The following is a 15390-nucleotide window of genomic DNA, read 5'->3' as shown; positions in this document are numbered from 1 at the left end:
CGGCCACCCGGCCCGGCCACCCAGCCCGGCCGAGCAGCCCGGCTACCTTGCCGGGCCAAGCAGCCCGGCCACCCAACCCGGTCACCCAACGCGGCCAAGCAGCCCGGCCACCCGACCCGGCCAAGCAGCCCGGTCACCCAGCCCGGCTACCTTGCCGGGCCGAGCAGCCCGGTCACCCAGCCCGCTCACCCAACCCGCCCAAGTTGCCGCCCGGCCAAGTTGCCCGGCCGAACGGCCCGGTCACCCGGCCCGGCCGGCGTTTGAGGCCAACTCAGCCCGGCCGGCGCTTGAGGCCGAATAGCCCGGCCGGCGCCTGAGGCCACCCGCCCGTCGGGCGAAGGCCATGCAGCGCCATGCGGCGACGAGCATCGCGGCGACGAGCATCGCGGCGACGAGCATCGCGGCGACGAGCACCTCACCGGGAGCGCCACAGCGAGGTCAGGACGTCGCCGTTGAAGCGGCCGATCACGCCCAGGGGGATGCCCTTGGGGCACACCGCGGTGCATTCGCCGGTGTTGGTGCAGCCGCCGAAGTCCGCTTCGTCGTGGGCATGGATCATCGCCTCGACGCGGGTGTCCTGCTCCACCGCGCCCTGGGGCAACAGGCCCAGGTGGGTGGCCTTGGCGGCGGTGAACAACATCGCCGAGCCGTTCGGGCAGGCCGCCACGCACGCACCGCAGCCGATGCAGGTCGCGGCCTCGAACGCGGCGTCCGCGTCGGCCTTGGGGATCGGGGTGGCGTGCGCCTCGGGCGCCGACCCGGTGGGCGCGGTCACATAGCCGCCCGCCTCGATGATCCGGTCCAGGCCCGAGCGGTCCACCACCAGGTCCTTGACCACCGGGAAGGCCGCCGCGCGCCACGGCTCGACGTCGATGGTCTGCCCGTCGCGGAAGTGCCGTAGATGCAACTGGCAGGTCGTGGTGGCCTTCTGCGGCCCGTGCGGCACCCCGTCGATGACCAGGCTGCACGCGCCGCAGATGCCCTCACGGCAGTCGTGGTCGAAGGCCACCGGCTCGTCGCCGCTCTCGGTGAGTCGCTCGTTGAGCACGTCGAGCAACTCCAGGAAGGACATGTCCGCCGACGCGTCCGGCACGTCGTAGGAGACCATGCCGCCCCGATCCTCGGGACCCTTCTGTCGCCAGATGCGCAGGGTGAGCTTCATGCGTAGTTCCTCGTGGCCAGGGTGACGTTGTCGAAGGTGAGTTGCTCCCGGTGCAGGACCGGCGCGCCGTCGGTGTACTCCCACGCGGCGACATAGGCGAACGCCTCGTCGTCCCGGGCCGCCTCGCCGCCGGCGCTTTGGTGCTCGGCGCGGAAGTGGCCGCCGCAGGACTCCTCGCGGTGCAGCGCGTCCAGGCACATCAGCTCGGCGAGTTCGAGGAAGTCGGCGACCCGGCCGGCCTTCTCCAGCGACTGGTTCAACCCCGCACCGGTCCCCGGCACCCGCAACCGCGACCAGAACTGCGCACGCAGCTCCGGGATCCGGGCCAGCGCCTCGCGCAGCCCGGCCGCGTCCCGCTCCATGCCGCACTTCTCCCACATCAGCAGCCCCAGCTCGCGGTGGAAGTGGTCCGCGGACAGATCGCCGTCGATGGCGAGCAGCCGCTTGACCCGGTCCTGGACACCGGCCTCGGTGGCCACCAGCTCCGGATCGTCCGCGTCCACCGGCTCGAACGGCCCCTGGGCGAGGTAGTGGGTGAGCGTGGTCGGCAGGACGAAGTAGCCGTCGGCCAGCCCCTGCATGAGCGCCGAGGCGCCCAGCCGGTTCGCGCCGTGGTCGGAGAAGTTCGCCTCGCCGATCACGAACAGGCCCGCGATGGTGGACTGGAGGTCGTAGTCGACCCACAACCCGCCCATCGTGTAGTGCACCGCCGGGTAGATCCGCATCGGCACGGTGTACGGGTCCTCGCCGGTGATCCGCTCGTACATCGCGAAGAGGTTCCCGTACTTCTCCTCGACCGCCGGCGCGCCCAACCGCTCGATGGCGTCCGCGAAGTCGAGGTAGACGCCCAGTCCGCCCGGCCCCACGCCGCGCCCCTCGTCGCAGACCCGCTTGGCCGCGCGCGAGGCGATGTCGCGCGGGACCAGGTTGCCGAAGGCCGGATACATGCGCTCCAGGAAGTAGTCCCGCTCCGCCATCGGGATCTCGCCGGGCGCGCGCGTGTCGCCGCCGGTGGCGGGCACCCACACCCGGCCGTCGTTGCGCAGCGACTCGCTCATCAGGGTGAGCTTGGACTGGTGCTCCCCGGAGACCGGGATGCAGGTCGGGTGGATCTGGGTGAAGCACGGGTTGGCGAACAGCGCGCCGCGGCGATGTGCGCGCCACACCGCGCTCGCGTTGCAGCCCATCGCGTTCGTGGACAGGAAGTAGGCGTTGCCGTAGCCGCCGGTGGCCAGCACCACCGCCTCGGCCAGGTGGGTGGAGACCTCGCCGGTGACCAGGTCGCGCACCACCACGCCGCGGGCCCGCCCGTCCACCACCACCAGGTCGAGCATCTCGGTGCGCGCGTGCACGGTGACGTTGCCGGCCGCGACCTGGCGCGACATCGCCTGGTAGGCGCCGAGCAGGAGTTGCTGGCCGGTCTGGCCACGCGCGTAGAAGGTCCGGGAGACCTGGGCGCCCCCGAACGAGCGCGTGTCCAGCAGGCCGCCGTAGTCGCGTGCGAACGGCACGCCCTGCGCGACGCACTGGTCGATGATCTGCGTGCTGACCTCGGCCAGGCGGTGCACGTTGGCCTCGCGGGCGCGGAAGTCGCCGCCCTTGATGGTGTCCTTGAACAGCCGGGCCACGCTGTCGCCGTCGCCGCGGTAGTTCTTGGCGGCGTTGATGCCCCCCTGCGCGGCGATGCTGTGTGCCCGGCGCGGCGAGTCCTGGTAGCAGAACGAGGTGACGGGATGGCCCAGTTCGGCCAGCGTGGCGGCGGCGGAGGCGCCCGCGAGGCCGGTGCCGACCACGATCACCGGGAGCCGGCGCCGGTTCGCCGGGTTGACCAGCCGCGCGGCCAGGCGGCGCTGCTCCCAGCGCCCGGCCAGATCGCCGGCGGGGGCGGCGTGGTCGGCGATCTCCGCGCCGACGGTGTACCGCGCGTACTCGGTGTGCCCGGCGGGCTCGGTGTATTCGGTGTACTCGGTGTGCGGGTCCATCACGTTCACCCCACGATTCCGACGGTCACGGCGAACGGCACGGACAGGAATCCGACCGTCATCAGTACGGCGTAGCCGGTCGCGATCGAGGCGATCAGCCGCTCGGTCCCCGGTCGTTGCCGACCGAGCGTGCGGGTCATGCTCCATACGCCGTGCCGCAGGTGGAAGCCGACCGCGACCACCGCGACCGTGTAGATCGCGGTGATGTACCAGTGCTCGAAGTCGGCGGTGACGTTCGTGTACGGCTTGCCGGAGGCGCCGACCGGGTTGGCCACCCCGACGGTCAGGTCGAGCAGGTGGTAGACCACGAACAGGGCGATGATCACCCCGCCCCAGCGCATCGTGCGGGCCGCGTACGAGCCCTGCACCGGCGGGCGGTGCACGTACTTGACCGGCCGGGCCCGGCGGGCGCGGCGGGTGAGCAGGATCGCCATCGCCATGTGCACGAGCACGCTCACCGTCAGCGCCGCGCGGATGATCCACAGCGTGCCCTCGTGCGGAACCAGCGGTTCGCCGATGGTGCGCAACCAGTGGGCGTAGTGGTCGAAGCTCGACTCGCCGAAGAAGATCTTCAGATTGCCCAGCATGTGGGCGGTCAGGTAGGCAAGGAGCACGGCACCGCTGAGCGCCATCGCGATTTTCATCACCACGGTCGAGCGGTGCGACGCTCCCTGCCTGCGCCGCCCGGCGGATGCGGGAGCGCGGGTCAGGGTCGCCATGTGCTCGACGGTAGGTGGACCGAGGTCATGCCGTCCAAGACCGGAAATGCCTCGTTTCGATAGCTGCCGGCTATGCGAGGCTGGGGATATGCAGTTTCAGCAGCTCGTCTACTTCGTCGCGGTCGCCGAGACCCGGCACTTCACCCGGGCGGCGGCGCGCTCGCATGTCGCCCAACCGTCGTTGTCCAAGCAGATTCGGTCCCTGGAGCACGAGTTGGGCGCCGAACTGTTCACCCGGGTGCGCGGCAACATCGCGTTGACCCCGGCGGGGGAGCGGTTGTTGCCGATCGCGCGGCGGATCCTGGCGGACGTGGACGTGGCCCACCTGGAGGTGGCCGAACTGGTCGGGCTGCGCTCGGGTCGGGTGCGGATCGGCGCCACGCCGTCGTTGTCGGCGAGCCTGCTGGCCGAGGTGCTGCGCAGCTTCCAGGACCGCTACGCCGGCATCCGGCTGCTGGTCGACGAGAACGGCTCGCGCGACCTGGTGCGCTCGCTGCTGCGCGGTGACCTGGATCTGGCGCTGATCGTGGTGCCGCCGCAGGGGGTGGGCGCGGCGCTGACCACCGAACCGCTGCTGCGCGAGGACCTGGTGCTCGCGGGTACGCCGCCGGTGGCCGGTGCGACGGTGCCGATCGCGGCGCTGCGCGGGGTGCGGCTGGTGATGTTCCGGGACGGCTACGACCTGCGTGAGGCGACCTTGACGGCGTGTCACGAGGCGGGTTTCGAGCCGGAGTTCGCGATCGAGGGCGGCGAGATGGACGCGGTGCTGCGGTTCGTCGAGGTGGGCCTGGGGCCGGCGATCGTGCCGAGCATGGTGCTGGCCGGGCGGCCGGGCCTGACCGCGACGCCGCTCACCCCGCCGGGCCTGTCCCGCACCATCGCGCTCGCGCACCGCAGCGACGCCGCGCTCACCCACGCGGCGCGGGCGTTCCGGCACGAGTTGCGGGCGTTCCTGACCCCGGAGCGGCTGCCGGCGGGCGTCGAGCGCATCGGCGCCGAACGGTGACCCGACGGCGACGGCGATACGCCGCCCGCGCCTGCGACGGCGTGCCTCAGCCCAGCGGCATGATCAGGCAGGTCGTGGTCGCCGTGGCGAGCAATCGGCCCTGGTGGTCCGTGAGTTCGGCCTCGGCGGTGCGGATGGTGCGTCCCCGGTGGATGACCCGACCCTCGGCGCGCAGCTTGCTGCCGTCCAGTGGGCCCGGGCGCAGGTAGCGCACCGAGATGTCCAGCGACGTGTAGCCGGTGGCGGGCGGCAGTGTGGTGTGCACCGCGCAGGCCATCGCCGAGTCGAGCAGGGTAGCCGCGATGCCACCGTGCATGGTGCCGATCGGGTTGGCGAACTCGGGCCGCGCGGCCGCGCCGAACACGATCCGGCCGTCCTCGACCTCTTCCGGCTCCATGCCGATGAACGGGCCGATTCCCGTGGGCATGCCGTGGTCCCGCAGTGCCTGGAGCTGCTCCAGACCGGTCGGTCCCGCCGTCGACGACGCAGTGCTCATCCCGAACCCCTCACCTGAGTTGACGTTGTCAAGTTGACAACGTCAACTCGGCGGCTGTCAACTGGGGTGGTGCCTGCCACCAGCCGATCCCGCGCCCGCGCCCGCGCCCGACCCGGGGACGGGGCGCTGCTGCGCGACGAGATCCTGCGCGCGGCGACCGCGCTGCTCGACGAGGCCGGCGACGAGTCCGCGCTGACGTTGCGCGCGGTGGCCGCACGGGCGGGGGTGACGACTCCGTCGGTATACCTGCACTTCGCGAACAAGCAGGATCTGGTCGAGGCGGTCTGCCTGGCGGTGTGGGAGGACCTCGGGCGGCGGATGCGCGAGGCGGGGACCGGTGTCGAGGACCCGTACCAGTCGATGCGCCGCCGCGGTGCCGCCTTCGTTCGCTTCGGGCTCGAACACCCGGTGCAGTACCGCCTGTTGATGATGCGGCCGAGGTCCGCCGGGCAGACCGGGTGGACCGCGGCGGATGCCTGCCTGGCCTACGTCGGCGAGGCGATCCAGCCGTGTCTGGACGCGGGTGTCCTGGTCGGCGATCCGACCCGGCTGACCCTGCAGATGCTCGCGGCGCTGCACGGACTGGTCGCGCTGTATCTCGCGCAGCCGGACTATCCGTGGCCCGACGACGTGGAGACGATGGCGGACGAGGTGACCCGGATGGCCGGGTTGGGCTCGGCGCTCGCCGGGCGGTTGCGCGGTCCCGGTCCGGCGCCGAGCACGAGCGCCTTCGCGGCGGGCTTCGACGCGCTGGCGGAGCGGCTGCACCCGCCGCGGCACGGCGCAGCCGAGGGCGGTCGACCCTCGGGCGGCGGGCCGCTCCCGTAGCGGCAGGAGGGGGAGGCGGCCGCGCGCCCGGTGGCGTCGGGGTCAGTGACCCTTGCGCTTGTCCGCCTGCTTCTTCACCTTGTCCACGATGGACTTGACCTTGTCCGGGTTCTTCTTGGCGTAGTCGGTCGCCTTCTTGATCAGCTTGTCGAGACCGGCCATGACGCCCACTCCTTGTTCGGTACGGGGCGGTCGCGCCGCCACCGTGTCGCTGCGTGCTTCGTGCTCTGGTTCAGGATCAACCGCCGTCCGCGCCGAATCGTTCCCCGATGCGACGTCAGGGCCGCACCGAGGACGATGCGGCCCTGTTGCACGGCGGGTGCGGGTCGTGCGCCCGGGTGCGAACCCGGGAATCGGCTCAGACGTTGACGCCGAAGTCCTTCGCGATGCCGGCGAGACCCGAGGCGTAACCCTGGCCGACCGCGCGGAACTTCCACTCGTTGCCGTTGCGGTACAGCTCACCGAAGACCATCGCGGTCTCGGTGGACGCGTCCTCGGTGAGGTCGTAGCGGGCGAGCTCGTTGTTGTCCGCGCGGTTGACCACCCGGATGTACGCGTTGCGCACCTGGCCGAAGGACTGGTCCCGGGCCACCGCGTCGTGGATGGACACCGGGAAGACCACCCGCTGGACATCGGCCGGCACGGACGCGAGGTCGACGTTGACGGTCTCGTCGTCGCCCTCGCCCTCACCGGTGAGGTTGTCGCCGGTGTGCTGGACCGAGCCGTCGGGGCTGGTCAGGTTGTTGTAGAAGACGAAGTGCAGATCGGACAACACCCGACCGTCGTTGCCGAGCAGCAGCGCGCTCGCGTCGAGGTCGAAGTCCGCACCGGTCGTGCTGCGCGCATCCCATCCGAGACCCACCGCGACCGCGGTGAGGCCGGGCGCGGCCTTGGACAGGGATACGTTGCCGCCCTTGGCGAGGCTGACTCCCATGGCAGTGCTTCCTTCCCTCGTGCATATCGGGGTACAGGCGGATCGGGTGATCACGCGACGGCCGCCCGATGGGTAAATCTACAGGACTGTAGAAGCCCGGCGTGCGCCGGCGCGACGTGCGCATGTCGTGTGACGTGCGATCGCCAATGCAGTGATACCCCATCCCACCATCGACGGACGACAACGGGCAGCCGAACTCTCGGTACGGGTCCGTTGTTTCGGCCGTATCCGGGCGGATTCACGCGCTCACGGGCGCAGTCCGCCCCTGATCGGGCACCCGGGCAAAGAGTCGGAACGCCTCGCCGACGACGTCGGCGGTGAGCGTTCCGCCCAGCGTCGCCAGCCGCCCGTCGAGCGAACGCAACCCCAGACCCGCGCCGGTCGGCCCGGGATCGGCGTCGGCGCGCACACCGTCGTTGGTCAGGACCAGGACGACCGCACCGTCCGGCTCGACCGACGCGGTGATCGTGCACCGGCTCGCCGCGCTGTGCCGCAGCACGTTGGTGGCGCCCTCGCGCAGCACGGTCGCCAGCACGGTGTCGACGCCCGCGGGCAACTCGCCCACGTCGACGGCCACCTCCACCACCATCCCGGCCCCGGCCAGCACGTCCCGGGCGATCCGCGCCTCCACCGCCAACGACATCCCGCGATAACCGCCCGCGACCGTGCCCACGTCGGCCAGCGCCTGTCGGGCCAACGCCAGGCCCTCGGTGACCTGGGCCGCCGCCGCCGGCGGATCGCGGTCGACCAGGCGCAGCGCCAACTGGCTCTTGAGCACCAGCGCGGACAGGCTGAACCCGAGCAGATCGTGCAGGTCGTGCCCCAGCCGCAGCCGCTCGCGGGCCACCTGCGCGGCGGCCAACTCGATCCGGGCCACCCGCAACGCCCGCGCCAGGTCGGCCATCCGAACCAGCCCGTACACCAGCGCGGCGCGCTCCAGGATCCACACCACGTGATACACGTGGTCGAGCGCGGTCGGACTCCAGGTACCGAAGTACAGGTCGTGACACGCGAACCCGGCCACCGCGAGCACCCGCCACGGCCCACGCAGCAGGAGCAGCGCGGGCCCGGCCAGGAACAGTCCCACCGACCAGACCCGGGCGTCGAAGACCACCAGCGGCAGGTAGGCGAGCCCGATCTGCGCCGCGAACGTCCACTGCCACCGGCGCGGTCGCCCACCCGGCGCCGGTGTGCAGTTGCGGATGTAGAGCGCGACGAAGGCGATCAGCAGCAACACGAACAGTGCCCGGCGGCCGGGGGAGTAGTCGCTCGTGGCCGACACCCGCAGCGGCAGCGGCACGATGATCAGCACCAGGATCACCACCCGCAACACCGCGACCGCGCGCGGCGTCGGCTCGTCGGTGATCGCCGGCGGCGCGGTGCTCTCGACGCTCTTGTGCGCGTGCGCGAAGGCCCGGGCCGAGGTCATCGCGCTCCTGGCCTCGGCCAGCGCGTCGGCCAGTTCCGGGCGGGTGCGTTCGGGGTGCTCGCGCAGTCCGGCCGGCAGCGCCTCGCCGCGGGCCAGGATGCGGGTCAGGCTCGCCCCGACGCCGTCGCTGAGTTGCCGGGCGAAGCCCAGCCGTTCGCGGGCGACCTCGGCGTCGGCGAGCGCGGTACGGGTCGCGGCCAGCGCGGCGACCAGGTCGGCCAGCCCGGCCGACGCGTACACCGCCAGACCGACCAGCGCGGCCTGCCCCACCACCAGATACAGCGCCTCCACCACGGTCGGCCGCACCGCGAGCGCGACCGGCACCTGGGCGGCCACCACCGCCAGGAACCCGACCCAGCCCGTCCAGGCCGGCCGCAACAGGAGCAGGGCGGCGCCGGCCAGGAAGCCCGGGTTGCCGTACCAGGTGTCGTGGAACCAGGTCATCGGCAGATAGGTGAGCACGGCCTGGGCGCCGAGCGTCCACCTCCACCCGGCCGGTCGCGAGCCGTCCGCCGGGCGTACGCAATTGCGCAGATGCAGGGTGACCAGGGCGAGCAGGAGCCCCAGCGCGATCGCCTTGGCGCCGGTCGACAACCGCGTCGATTGCACCAGACCGACGAAGCCGCCGAAGAAGAACCCACCGGTGACCGCCATGATCACCACCTGCGCGAGCAGCGCCGCCGGCCCGCCGTCCGAGTGCGGACCGAAGGCGACCCGCGGCGCGCCGCGGCGAACCCTCGACACCACCATGACCATCCCCCGTGCTGTCGCGCGACGCTCCCGCCGCCCCCGCCGGCGGTGGCGCCGAGCATGCTCGCGGCCCGGATCCGGGACCCGGCCGACACCCATGCCCGGACGGCAGGCAAACCGTACCGACCGGACATCCCACCGTCACTCCCGGGTCGACCCGTCCGTCACCCGCGCCGGGCGTGTCGGGTCGCGTCATGGGTGTCACTCGCACGGATCACCCCGCTGGCGCGCCCGCCTGCGGCGACCGACGGTGACACGAGGTAGGTGTATCCGTCACGAGTGCGAAGCGAGGCGCCCATGTTCGCGGCCCTGGGCCGGTTTGTCGTGCGCAGACCCTGGTGGGTCATTCTGGCCTGGGTGATCGCCGCGGGTGTGGTGATCGGCCTCGCGCCGAAGCTGACCTCCTCCACGGACGAGAAGAGCTTCCTGCCCAAGTCCTACGAATCGGTGCGCGCCTCCGACCTGCGCGAGCGGGACTTCCCGCAGCAGGAGAACATCGGCGCGGTGATCGTCTTCCAGCGCGCCGACGGCCGGCCGATGACCGCGGCGGACAGCGCCGAGGTGGCCAGGATCTCGGCGTCGGTGCAGGCGCGCGGGATCAAGGACGTGCTCGCGGTGACGCCGGGCCAGGTCTCGCCGAACGGGCTCGTGCAGACCGCGATGGTCGCGATGCCGGAGATCAACGATCCCAACGACGAGGCGCCGCAGGACGCGGTCGAGCAGATGCGCAAGGACGTCAAGGCGCAGGTGGCCGGGACCGCGCTGACCGCCGGCATCACCGGGCAGGCCGCGCAGGCGCTCGACGAACGGGACTCGTCCGAGACCGCCGGCACCCTGGTCGCGGTCGGCACGATCGTGATCATCGTGTTGTTGCTGCTGATCATCTTCCGCAGCCCGATCATCGCGTTGTTGCCGGTGGTGATCATCGGGCTGATCGCGCCGATGGCCACGGGACTGATCGCCTCCGCCAACAAGGTCTTCGACATGAAGGCGGACAGCTCGATCGAACAACTGCTCACCGTGGTGCTGTTCGGCGTCGGTACGGACTACGTGTTGTTCCTGTTGTTCCGCTACCGCGAGGTGTTGCGCGAGGGCTCCGACGCCAAGAACGGCATGGTGCACGCGGTCTCCAGGGTCGGCGAGGCGATCGCGTCCGCGGCGGCGGCGGTGATCGTGGCCTTCGCCGCGCTGACGCTCTCCACGCTCGGCATGCTGCGCTCGATGGGCCCGGCGCTGGCGATCGCGGTGTTCGTGACGTTGCTGGCCGGCCTGACGCTGGTGCCGGCGGTGGTCTCGCTGCTGGGTACCCGGGTGTTCTGGCCGTCGAAGTCCTGGCGGGTGGCGCCGCACGGCACCGGCTTCGCCCGGCTCGGCCGCGGCATCGGCCGCCGGCCCGTGTTGTTCGCGGTGTCGTCCGCGCTGGTGATGGGTGTGCTCGCGATCGGCGCACTGGGTTACCAGGCCAACTTCGACCTGGCCGGTTCGTCGTTGCCCTCGGACAAGGAATCCGTGGTCGCGATGAAGAACCTGGAGAAGGGCTTCCCGCCGGGCACCACCGACCCGACCGAGGTCTACCTGACGTCCACCGCCGGCCGACCGCTCACGCCGGCGGAACGGGCGCCGTTCGAGGCGGTGCTGAAGGGGGTTCGCGGGGTGGGGTCGGTGGCCGACCCGGTGCTCAGCGCCGACGGGCAGACCGCGTTGTACTCGGTGGTCCTCTCCGACTCGCCCGCCACCGACGAGGCCCTGTCGACGATCAAGAACCGCCTGCGCCCGACCATGCACGAGGCCGCGCCGGCCGGGACCCGGGCACTGGTGGGCGGGATCAGCGCGGTGTACGTGGACATCAACCGCGCGGTGGACCGGGACTACTCGGTGGTCTTCCCGGTCGCGGCGGTGTGCATCATGATCATCCTGGGTCTGTTGCTGCGCAGCCTGGTCGCGCCGTGGTACCTGATGGCCTCGGTGGCACTCGGGTTCGGCGCGACGCTCGGCGCCACGTCGGTGCTGTTCCAGCAGATCGGCGACCAGCCCGGACTGATGTTCATGCTTCCGGTGATCATGTACCTCTTCGTGGTCGCCCTCGGCACCGACTACAACATCCTGATGGTGTCGCGCCTGCGTGAGGAGGCCCGCGAGGGCCACAACCCGCACGACGCGGCGGCCGTCGCGGTCAAGCACTCGGGCCCCACCATCGCCGCCGCGGGCGTGATCCTGGCGGGCACCTTCGCGACCCTGATGCTGGCCGGCAACTCGACCCTCGCCCAGATGGGCTTCGCCCTCTCCAGCGGTATCGCGATCGCGGCCTTCATCATGGCCCTGATCTTCACCCCGAGCCTGACCGCCCTGATCGGCCACGCGGCCTGGTGGCCCGGCCACGGCGACACCAAGCCGGCCGGCAAACCGGCACGCGAATCCGAACCGGTGCCATGAACCCCCGCCCGCCGCGCCGCCCTCCTTTGTCGGTGCGGAATCCAGCCTCCTTTCTTGCCGTTCGGCGTGTGCCGAACGGCGCGGCCCAATGGTCGAATCAGATCGCACCGAACCGGTGGGCGGACCCAGCCGACCGGTCGACGGACCTCGATACGTGAACACGTCACGTCCGCTATTCTCCAGGGATTCTTCCGGGCAATTGCCCCCCGTGGTAGATTGGCCGATTACCGGATATCGAGGCCGTGCGGATTCCATCCGCCGGTCCCGGTATCCGGTTTCTCGGTAGAATTCACTACGGAAAGCCTCGCGGGGGAAGCATGGGATTTGCGGCGCGTGTGGACGATGCAGGCGAGAGCTACCTGATGCGAGTGGTGGCGGAGATCGAACGTCTCTTCCGTATCTCCCGGGAGGAAGCGCTCGTTCGGGTCGATCGACATTTCCGGCCTTATCGATGGGACTTCACGCGTGAAGCGGACAGTTCCTTCCTGACGATGCACAGCCCGGAGTATTGGGCCCGTCGGATCTGTCTGGGCGACGACTTCGACGACCCGGGGAAGCCGGATCGGGAAGACCTTTCACCGGTGCCGGTTCCGGAGGCGGGTGATCCTGAATTCGGCGGTCGGGCGATGGGGGAGGGCGGTTTCGGCATCCAGTGGATCGTGCCCTTGAATGTCGACCTGAGCGCGATCGCCTCGGTGGTGTCCGGCAGTCCGCAAACGGCCGACGGGTATGTCTTCGGCATGGTGGGCGAAAATATGGAAATCAAGATCCTGGCGACTGCGGGCCCCGCCCGCGAAGGCGCCTGGATGATTCTTTGCATGCCGAATGCCGATGCTTCCTGGCAGGACGTCGCAGTGGACGTGCGGCGCATCGCCTATCGCTTGGAGGCGGCCGGCGTCGTCGACAATTCCCTTAATCTGGTCGATTTCCACGGCCCCACCAGGCTCCTTACCTGGTCTTTCTACTCGAGTGATTCCGAGCCGGAACTCCCCGAGCCCGTGCAGCCCGGTGAAAAGACTTCCTTCCGGCCGACCTCGGACCCCATTCCCTATCACATCGGTCACGCCGGTGCCGTTTCCGTGACGCATATGGTCGATCTGTGTGGTGGTGACGTGGCGGAGGCGGGCGGGATCCTCGGACTCTCGGAGGAAGCCGTCCGGGAATCCCTGGCCGTCGGCGAACCGTTCCGGCAGGTTCTCTACGTGGTCGGCGCCGGAGAAGACAACCCCGGGGCGGATATTCGGGCGGTCGACGGCTCCTGGCTCACCGAATATCGGGTGCGGACGTGGTTGGCGGACGTCGGCCACACGCCGGACGGCGCGGGCGTGGCGGTATATGTCCTGCCCTACACCGAAGCCGACCGCATCGGGGAGGCACGGCCGAGGCTCACCGTCGTCGGCACCGCCGCGGACGTCGCCGCGGTCCGGGTCGCGGTGGCGGACGACGGAGAGGTTTCGGAGGGCTGAGCCCTGCCCGACGGATTTTGGATGGGGCGAATGCGGTGGATGGGGCGGTTCGGGGGCTTTTTGGGGTGGGTATGGGGACGCGGGCGGACGGCGTGGCCCGCGCCGGCCCGGTCGTGGCCGCGGTTGCCGGTCACGAGGTCGGCCGGCCGAATCCGATGGCGCGCGAGCGATGAGTTTCGGCGGGTGGGGCCGTCTACCCCCGCAACGGAGCGAGACGTACGAGATGGGACCGCATCATGGCCACGATGATCTTTGTGAACCTGCCGGTGAAGGACCTCGCGAAGGCGACGGCGTTCTACACCGCGCTCGGGTTCGAGCAGAACGCGCAGTTCAGTGACGACAACGCGAGTTCGTTCGCGATCAGCGACACGATCCACCTGATGGTGCTCGCCGAGCCCTTCTTCAAGACCTTCACCAAGAAGGAGATCGCCGACGCGACCCGGACCACCGAGGCGATCGTGTGTCTGAGCGCGGAGAGCCGCGAGGGTGTCGACGCGTTGGTCGAGAAGGCGTTCGCGGCCGGCGGCGGCAAGTCGAACGACCCGATGGACGAGGAGTTCATGTACGGCCGCAGCTTCCAGGACCTGGACGGGCACCTGTGGGAGGTCGTCTACATGGACATGTCGGCGATGCCCGCGCAGGGCTGAACGCGACGTGCCCTCGGCGGGCCGGCCTCGGGTCGGCCCGCCGTCGCGTTCGGGTCCGGGGCCGGGCCTGCCTCGCGGGTTCAGCCCGGCAGCAGCACCCGAAAGACCGCGCCCGCGCCCGGGGCCGTGCGCACCTCGACGCGGCCGCCGTGCGCGTTGACCAGGGCGGCGACGATGGCCAGGCCCAGGCCCGAGCCGCCGCCCGCGGCGCGGCTGCGCGAGGAGTCGACGCGGTAGAAGCGTTCGAAGACGCGCTGTGCGTCGGCCGGGGCCAGTCCGGGGCCGGCGTCGGCGACTTCCAGGACCGCGCACGGGTCCGGCGCGGGGGTCCTGCCCACCGCGATCCGGATCGCGGTCCCGGCCGGGGTGTGCGTGAGTGCGTTGGAGACCAGGTTGGCCACCACCTGGCGCAGTCGCGACTCGTCGCCGGAGACGGTCACCGGATGGGCCGCGCCGCCGTCCAGGCCGATCAGGGTGACCGCGCGGTCCGGGGCCAGCGTCTTGATGTCGTGCACCGCGTCGGCGGCCAGGATGCGCAGGTCCACCGGCTCGTTGCAGAGCGGGCGCTGTTCGTCCAGCCGGGCCAGTTGCAGCAGGTCCTCGACCAGGCCGCCCATCCGGATCGCCTCGTCCTCGATCCGGCGCATCGTGCGGGCCACCTCGGCCGGATCGGTGAGCGCGCCCATCCGGTACAACTCGGCGAAGCCGCGCACGCTGGCCAACGGGGTGCGCAGTTCGTGACCGGCGTCGGCGACGAACCGGCGCATCCGGGTCTCGGATTCGGCCCGGGCCGCGAACGCGGTCTCGATCTGCGCGAGCATGCCGTTGATCGACGTGGACAGTCGGCCGATCTCCGTTCCCGGCGCCGGTACCGGGACCCGATGCGACAGGTCGCCGGCCGCGATCGCCGCCGCGGTCTCCTCGATCCGGCGCAGCGGGCGCAGGCCGCCGCGCAGCGCGAACCAGCCGGCCGCGCCGAGCACGGCCAGGCAGGTCAGGCCGATCAGCAGACACACCGTGCGCATCCGGTTCACGGTGGCGCGTACGTCGTCCATCGGCTGGGCCAGCACCACGCTGCCCTCACCGCTCGCCATCGGCACCGCGAGCACCCGCCAGCGCGCGTCGCCGGTCACCGAGTCGGTCTCGAACGGATGCCGGTTCAGGGCCAGGACCGCCGCGATGTCCAGCCTCGGCAGGCGCGGCCCCAGTTCCTCCTCGGTGCCCGGCGAGCGGATCCGCTGCCGGGTGCCGCCGTCCGGATACAGGTACTCGGCCACGATGCGGCTCGGCAGGATCCCGGGCGCGCGACCACGATTGCCCGACGGCCCGCCGCGCGGCTCGCCGGGTGTCTCCGGCAGCCGGAACGCCATCCCGCGCGCGGCCTGGCCCAGTTGCCGGTCCACCTGATCGGTGAGGTAGCCGCGCAGCGACCCCACCACGACCGTCTGGCTGACCAACAGCGCGACGGCGACCAGCGCCATCGCGATGATCAGGACCCGGACGCGCAGCGAGGAACGGCTCGGGTGCGGGACGCGCAT

General features: G+C 71.2%; 13 protein-coding genes. 5 read left to right on the top strand and 8 right to left on the bottom strand.

Annotated features, from left to right (window positions below):
- Positions 1-415 precede the first annotated feature (415 nt).
- The 3 genes from ACFXMF_RS26745 to ACFXMF_RS26735 are packed head-to-tail and all read right to left on the bottom strand — an operon-like array spanning position 416 to position 3863.
- Positions 416-1162 carry a succinate dehydrogenase/fumarate reductase iron-sulfur subunit gene (locus ACFXMF_RS26745; RefSeq protein ID WP_360306027.1) on the bottom strand — a complete coding sequence of 249 codons (747 nt, stop codon included), beginning with the start codon at positions 1160-1162 and terminating at the stop codon, positions 416-418.
- Positions 1159-3144, bottom strand: a complete 1986-nt coding sequence (locus tag ACFXMF_RS26740) for a fumarate reductase/succinate dehydrogenase flavoprotein subunit (RefSeq protein ID WP_379989417.1) — start codon at positions 3142-3144, stop codon at positions 1159-1161. Before ACFXMF_RS26740 ends, ACFXMF_RS26745 begins: the two co-directional genes overlap by 4 nt.
- 5 nt (positions 3145-3149) lie before the next feature.
- Positions 3150-3863, bottom strand: coding sequence for a succinate dehydrogenase cytochrome b subunit (locus tag ACFXMF_RS26735; RefSeq protein ID WP_360306023.1), 714 nt, complete (start codon positions 3861-3863; stop codon positions 3150-3152).
- An 88-nt stretch (positions 3864-3951) separates the two neighbouring features.
- On the opposite strand from ACFXMF_RS26735, the gene ACFXMF_RS26730 reads away from it, so the two are divergent.
- Positions 3952-4869: a LysR substrate-binding domain-containing protein gene (locus ACFXMF_RS26730; RefSeq protein WP_360306021.1), complete on the top strand. Its 918-nt coding sequence runs from the start codon at positions 3952-3954 to the stop codon at positions 4867-4869.
- A gap of 46 nt (positions 4870-4915) precedes the next feature.
- On the opposite strand, the gene ACFXMF_RS26725 is transcribed toward ACFXMF_RS26730, so the two are convergent.
- On the bottom strand, positions 4916-5365 hold the full coding sequence (locus ACFXMF_RS26725; RefSeq protein WP_360306019.1) for a PaaI family thioesterase: 450 nt from the start codon (positions 5363-5365) through the stop codon (positions 4916-4918).
- Positions 5366-5434: 69 nt separating this feature from the next.
- On the opposite strand from ACFXMF_RS26725, the gene ACFXMF_RS26720 reads away from it, so the two are divergent.
- On the top strand, positions 5435-6193 hold the full coding sequence (locus tag ACFXMF_RS26720; RefSeq protein WP_379989415.1) for a TetR/AcrR family transcriptional regulator: 759 nt from the start codon (positions 5435-5437) through the stop codon (positions 6191-6193).
- A gap of 42 nt (positions 6194-6235) precedes the next feature.
- On the opposite strand, the gene ACFXMF_RS26715 is transcribed toward ACFXMF_RS26720, so the two are convergent.
- The 3 genes from ACFXMF_RS26715 to ACFXMF_RS26705 all read right to left on the bottom strand — a co-directional run bounded on the left by ACFXMF_RS26715 (position 6236) and on the right by ACFXMF_RS26705 (position 9300).
- The gene (locus tag ACFXMF_RS26715; RefSeq protein ID WP_379989414.1) at positions 6236-6355 is read right to left on the bottom strand and encodes an Rv0909 family putative TA system antitoxin; all 120 of its coding nucleotides are present in this window, start codon (positions 6353-6355) and stop codon (positions 6236-6238) included.
- 196 nt (positions 6356-6551) lie between these two features.
- Entirely contained in the window at positions 6552-7127 is a 576-nt protein-coding gene (locus ACFXMF_RS26710; protein ID WP_020548622.1) for a TerD family protein, read from the bottom strand.
- Positions 7128-7365: 238 nt separating this feature from the next.
- Positions 7366-9300 carry a histidine kinase gene (locus tag ACFXMF_RS26705; RefSeq protein WP_379989411.1) on the bottom strand — a complete coding sequence of 645 codons (1935 nt, stop codon included), beginning with the start codon at positions 9298-9300 and terminating at the stop codon, positions 7366-7368.
- A 303-nt stretch (positions 9301-9603) separates the two neighbouring features.
- Between ACFXMF_RS26705 and ACFXMF_RS26700 the strand changes: the two genes are divergently transcribed.
- The 3 genes from ACFXMF_RS26700 to ACFXMF_RS26690 all read left to right on the top strand — a co-directional run bounded on the left by ACFXMF_RS26700 (position 9604) and on the right by ACFXMF_RS26690 (position 13852).
- A complete protein-coding gene (locus ACFXMF_RS26700) occupies positions 9604-11739 on the top strand; it encodes an MMPL family transporter (protein ID WP_360306013.1) in 2136 nt (711 codons plus the stop codon).
- 317 nt (positions 11740-12056) lie between these two features.
- Entirely contained in the window at positions 12057-13205 is a 1149-nt protein-coding gene (locus tag ACFXMF_RS26695; RefSeq protein ID WP_379989409.1) for a hypothetical protein, read from the top strand.
- A 236-nt stretch (positions 13206-13441) separates the two neighbouring features.
- On the top strand, positions 13442-13852 hold the full coding sequence (locus ACFXMF_RS26690; RefSeq protein ID WP_360306009.1) for a VOC family protein: 411 nt from the start codon (positions 13442-13444) through the stop codon (positions 13850-13852).
- A gap of 80 nt (positions 13853-13932) precedes the next feature.
- Here the strand turns inward: ACFXMF_RS26690 and ACFXMF_RS26685 are convergent, their stop codons facing one another.
- Positions 13933-15390: an ATP-binding protein gene (locus ACFXMF_RS26685; protein ID WP_360306007.1), complete on the bottom strand. Its 1458-nt coding sequence runs from the start codon at positions 15388-15390 to the stop codon at positions 13933-13935.

The organism is Embleya sp. NPDC059213 (assembly GCF_042754445.1).
GTDB lineage: Bacteria > Actinomycetota > Actinomycetes > Streptomycetales > Streptomycetaceae > Embleya.
Note: the sequence above shows the minus strand (reverse complement) of the source record. Positions and strands in the feature narration are given on the sequence as shown.

What these genes read in the sequence shown, in the direction of transcription:
- ACFXMF_RS26725 (WP_360306019.1), bottom strand. Translation starts at nt 5,365, where the DNA reads ATGAGCACTGCGTCGTCGACGGCGGGACCGACCGGTCTGGAGCAGCTC.
- ACFXMF_RS26685 (WP_360306007.1), bottom strand. Translation starts at nt 15,390, where the DNA reads ATGCGCGTCCCGCACCCGAGCCGTTCCTCGCTGCGCGTCCGGGTCCTG.
- ACFXMF_RS26730 (WP_360306021.1), top strand. Translation starts at nt 3,952, where the DNA reads ATGCAGTTTCAGCAGCTCGTCTACTTCGTCGCGGTCGCCGAGACCCGG.
- ACFXMF_RS26715 (WP_379989414.1), bottom strand. Translation starts at nt 6,355, where the DNA reads ATGGCCGGTCTCGACAAGCTGATCAAGAAGGCGACCGACTACGCCAAG.
- ACFXMF_RS26735 (WP_360306023.1), bottom strand. Translation starts at nt 3,863, where the DNA reads ATGGCGACCCTGACCCGCGCTCCCGCATCCGCCGGGCGGCGCAGGCAG.
- ACFXMF_RS26740 (WP_379989417.1), bottom strand. Translation starts at nt 3,144, where the DNA reads ATGGACCCGCACACCGAGTACACCGAATACACCGAGCCCGCCGGGCAC.
- ACFXMF_RS26710 (WP_020548622.1), bottom strand. Translation starts at nt 7,127, where the DNA reads ATGGGAGTCAGCCTCGCCAAGGGCGGCAACGTATCCCTGTCCAAGGCC.
- ACFXMF_RS26745 (WP_360306027.1), bottom strand. Translation starts at nt 1,162, where the DNA reads ATGAAGCTCACCCTGCGCATCTGGCGACAGAAGGGTCCCGAGGATCGG.
- ACFXMF_RS26700 (WP_360306013.1), top strand. Translation starts at nt 9,604, where the DNA reads ATGTTCGCGGCCCTGGGCCGGTTTGTCGTGCGCAGACCCTGGTGGGTC.
- ACFXMF_RS26690 (WP_360306009.1), top strand. Translation starts at nt 13,442, where the DNA reads ATGGCCACGATGATCTTTGTGAACCTGCCGGTGAAGGACCTCGCGAAG.
- ACFXMF_RS26695 (WP_379989409.1), top strand. Translation starts at nt 12,057, where the DNA reads ATGGGATTTGCGGCGCGTGTGGACGATGCAGGCGAGAGCTACCTGATG.